The following is a 3,224-nucleotide window of genomic DNA, read 5'->3' on the forward strand; positions in this document are numbered from 1 at the left end:
CTGGTCGACCGCGAGCCGGAGCGCGGGGTTCGCGAGCAGCTTCGGGTCGGCGTCGAGCACGGCGCGGGCGGCGGCGCGGGCCGCCTCGATGATGCGGCCGTCGCGCGCGACGCGCAGCACGCGCAGGCCGCTCCGGCCGCCCGACTGCGCGGCGCCGAGCACGTCGCCCTCGCCGCGCTGCTCGAGGTCGACCTCGGCGAGCTCGAACCCGTCGAGCGTGCTCGCGACGGCGTCGAGGCGGATGCGCGCGGGGCTCTCGGGGTCGACGGCCGACACGAGCATGCAGAGCGCCGCGTGCTCCCCGCGCCCGACGCGGCCGCGCAGCTGGTGCAGCTGCGACACCCCGAACCGGTCGGCGGAGAGCACGACCATCATCGTCGCGTTCGGCACGTCGACGCCGACCTCGATGACCGTGGTCGCGACGAGCACGTCGATCTCGCGATCGCGGAACGCGCGCATGACCGCGTCCTTCTGCTCGGTCGTGTCGGCGCCCGTGAGCTGCGCGAGCACCCTGTCGCGCAGCGCCGGGTGCTGCCGCAGCCGCTCGAGGGTCGTGACCACGTCGTCGACCGGCGGGAGCGGCCTCGCGCCCGCCGACGCATCCGCCTCGTCGTCGCCGCGGTCGATGCCCTCGAGCCTGCCGGGCGAGATCGCCGGGCACACGACGAACGCCTGCCGGCCGGCGTCGAGCTCCTCGCGCATCCGCTCCCACACGCGCGCGAAGTGGCCTGGCCGCTCGACGGGGTCGACCACGAACGTCTGGATCGGGCTGCGGCCCGCCGGCAGCGACCGGATGGTCGACACGTCGAGGTCGCCGAACGCCGTCATCGCGATCGTGCGCGGGATGGGCGTCGCGGTGAGCACGAGCGTGTGCGGGTGCGTGCCCTTCGCGCGGAGCGCCTCCCGCTGGGCGACGCCGAAGCGGTGCTGCTCGTCGACGACGACGAGCGCGAGCTCGGCGAACGTCGTCCGCTCGCTCAGCAGCGCGTGCGTGCCGACGACGATGCGGGCCGAGCCCGCCGCGATCGCGAGCGCCGCGCGCTTGCGGTCGGCGGTCGTCATCTGCCCGGTGAGCAGGGTCGGCTGCAGCTCGGCGGCGAGCTCCGGCCCGAGCGAGCGCACGATCGAGCGCAGGTGCTGCACCGCGAGCACCTCGGTGGGCGCGAGCAGCGCCGCCTGCCCGCCCGACTCCGCGACCGTGAGCATCGCGCGCGTCGCGACGACCGTCTTGCCCGAGCCGACCTCGCCCTGCACGAGCCGGTGCATCGCGGTGCCGCTCGCGAGGTCGGCGGCGATCGCGTCGCCCGCGGCGCGCTGGTCGTCGGTCAGCTGCCACGGCAGGCTGCGGTCGAAGCGCTCGAGCAGGGCGCCCGGATGCCGCGGCTGGGTCGGCAGGGTGTCGAACCAGTCGCGCGTCGCGAGCAGGTAGGTCTGCAGCAGGAACGCCTCGTGCCACGCGAGCGTGTGGCGGGCGCGGTAGGCGTCCTGCTCGACCTTCGGCTGGTGCACCATGCGGAGCGCGTCGAGGAGCGGCATGAGCCCGTGCTCGCGGCGCACGTCGGCGGGCACGGGGTCGCGCACCTCGCCGAGCGAGTCGAGCGCCTGCGCGACGAGGTGCTGGAGCTTCGTCGTCGCGATCGCCTGCGTCGCGGGGTAGATCGGCACGGGCTGCTGCGCCCACTGCTCGGCGTCGACGCCCTCGGCCTCGTCGAAGAGCTCGTAGTCGGGGTGCGTGAGCTGCCGCTTGCCCTTGTAGTCGCCGACGACGCCCGAGAACAGCGCCGTCACGCCCTGGTGCAGCTCGGCCTTGCGCCACGCCTGGTTGAAGAACGCGAGCTCGAGCTCGCTCGTGCCGTCGGTGATCGTGATGCTCGTGAGGCTGCGCGGCCGGCCCTTCGCGTCGCGCTGCAGGTCGCGGGTCTCGACGCCCCTGACCTTCGCCACCACGGTGACGTGCTCGCCGGGCACGAGGCTGCGCAGCTCGGTGAGCTCGCCGCGCTTCGCGTAGCGGCGCGGGAGGTGCCAGACGAGGTCGCCGACGGTCTCCATGCCGAACGCGCGCTGCAGCTTCCCCGCCTGCGCCTTGCCGAGCAGCCGCTCGAGCGGCCGGTCGAGCCCCTCGGGGAGCGCCCCGCCCGCCGCCTTCGTCACCACCCGCCCAGGGTAGGCGGTGCGGCCGACGCGGGCCGCGCATCCGCCGTGCCCCGGTGCCGGATGGTCCGCTCGGCGGACGCCCGAGCGGCATGCGGGAGGATTGCGGGGTGACGCGCATCATCGGGGGCCTCGCCGGCGGCGTGCGGCTGCACGTGCCGCTGCGGGGCACGCGGCCGACCTCCGAGCGGGTGCGGGAGGCGATCTTCAGCGCCCTCGACGCGCGGAGCCTGTGCGACGGCGCGCTCGTGCTCGACCTGTTCGCGGGCTCTGGCGCGCTCGGGCTCGAGGCGGCGAGCCGCGGCGCGGAGGCTGTCGTGCTCGTCGAGCGCGACCGGGCGGCGGCGAAGGTCGCCGAGCGCAACGCCGAGGCGGTCGCGAAGGCCGGCGCGGTGCGCGCGCTCGTCGAGCAGGTCGCGGTCGCGCAGTACCTGCAGCGCGCGGGGCGGCGCTTCGACCTCGTGTTCATCGACCCGCCGTACGACCTGCCGCAAGCGGCGCTCAGCGGCGTGCTGCAGACGCTCGCACCGCTGCTCGTGCACCCCGCGGTCGTCGTCGTCGAGCAGGCGCGGCGCTCGGGCGAGCTCGACCTGCCGGGCGACCTCGTGCTCGAGCGCACGCGCGACTACGGCGACACGACGCTGCACTACCTCGCGACCTCGGGCTCCCTCACCGACCGCTGACGCGGCGCGGGCGCTCGGCTCGTCGGCCCGGTCGATCGCGCGCCGCCCGGTCGACCGCTCCGGCGGGACAGGGTCAGGCTCGGTAGGGGTCCCAGCCGCGCGGCTCGAGCGGCTCGCCGTCGAGGGTGACCCCGGCGCCCTGCTCGACAGAGCCCAGCTGGGTGAGCGGGGCGCCCTCGACCGCCGCCGGCAGCTCGATGTCCGCCGGCAGCGTGACGAGCAGCGCGTGGTCCTCGCCGCCGAAGAGCACCGCGTCGCGCTCGACCCCGAGGCGCCGGGCGAGCGCGTCGACGGCGCCGCCGTCGAGCGCGATGCGGGCGGCGGATGCGCGGCTCACCCGCGCGGCGTCGAGCGCGAGGCCGTCGGAGACGTCGAGCATCGCGGTCGCGC

2 protein-coding genes and 1 pseudogene are annotated in these 3,224 nt (G+C 76.0%); 1 reads left to right on the forward strand and 2 read right to left on the reverse strand.

Features of this window, described 5'->3' with window-relative positions; all coding sequences use genetic code 11:
• On the reverse strand, positions 1-2,154 hold a 2,154-nt coding region (locus NWP09_RS12275; protein ID WP_258275786.1), incomplete at its 3' end, for an ATP-dependent DNA helicase RecG.
• Positions 2,155-2,261: 107 nt separating this feature from the next.
• Between NWP09_RS12275 and rsmD the strand changes: the two genes are divergently transcribed.
• Positions 2,262-2,834: a 16S rRNA (guanine(966)-N(2))-methyltransferase RsmD gene (gene rsmD, locus NWP09_RS12280; RefSeq protein WP_258275787.1), complete on the forward strand. Its 573-nt coding sequence runs from the start codon at positions 2,262-2,264 to the stop codon at positions 2,832-2,834.
• 73 nt (positions 2,835-2,907) lie between these two features.
• On the opposite strand, the pseudogene NWP09_RS12285 reads toward rsmD, so the two are convergent.
• Positions 2,908-3,224 (reverse strand): annotated as a pseudogene (locus NWP09_RS12285) (thiamine-phosphate kinase); the annotation flags it as partial.

The sequence above is a fragment of the Agrococcus sp. HG114 genome, assembly GCF_024723325.1.
GTDB lineage: Bacteria > Actinomycetota > Actinomycetes > Actinomycetales > Microbacteriaceae > Agrococcus.